Source organism: Streptomyces sp. NPDC001443, from assembly GCF_053597355.1.
This window is the reverse complement of sequence record NZ_JBSFIA010000001.1, coordinates 551,166-551,734: the sequence shown is the minus strand read 5'-3', so window position 1 is coordinate 551,734 and position 569 is coordinate 551,166. Positions and strand designations below refer to the sequence as shown.

The 569-nt window shown below is 67.5% G+C and carries 1 protein-coding gene; it reads left to right on the top strand.

The genetic code is table 11. From position 1 onward, the window contains the following. Positions 1 to 192: 192 nt before the first annotated feature. On the top strand, positions 193 to 569 hold a 377-nt coding region (locus ACWC24_RS02340), incomplete at its 3' end, for a hypothetical protein (RefSeq protein ID WP_450660924.1).

The window sequence follows — 569 nt, the reverse complement described above, 5'->3', positions numbered from 1 at the left end:
CCCAGGGCGGCGCCGGGACCACGGGCACCACCGAGACCCCCATGACTACAACGCCTTGAGGTGCGCGAAGACCGACGCAATCCGCGGTTCATTCGCTGCGCCTCCCCAGGCGCCCGGCAATCCGCGTCACACAGCACTGAACGCCGAAGCAAGCATCACTTCACGCAATGAGAAATAGAAAAGGAGCACGTCGTGCGGCTCAGTCGGAAGCAGCAGACAGCCACAGCAATCGTGTCGGTGGTGATCGCGGGAGGACTCGTCACGGTCGGGTCCCCTGCCACAGCGGCGCCTGCGCCGAGCAGCGCTCAGACGCAGGTCGAGAAGACGGTCTGCAAGTGGAATCAGCAGCACACGAAGCGGGTCTGCAGACTCGTTGCCGGCAACACCCAAGGCGGAACCCAGGGCGGCGGGACCGGCAACACCCAGGGCGGCACCCAGGGTGGCGGCCGGGGTAACACCCAGGGCGGCACGCAAGGCGGTGGCAACGGCAACACCCAAGGCGGCACCCAGGGCGGTGGCAACGGCAACACCCAAGGCGGCACCCAGGGCGGTGGCAACGGCAACACCCA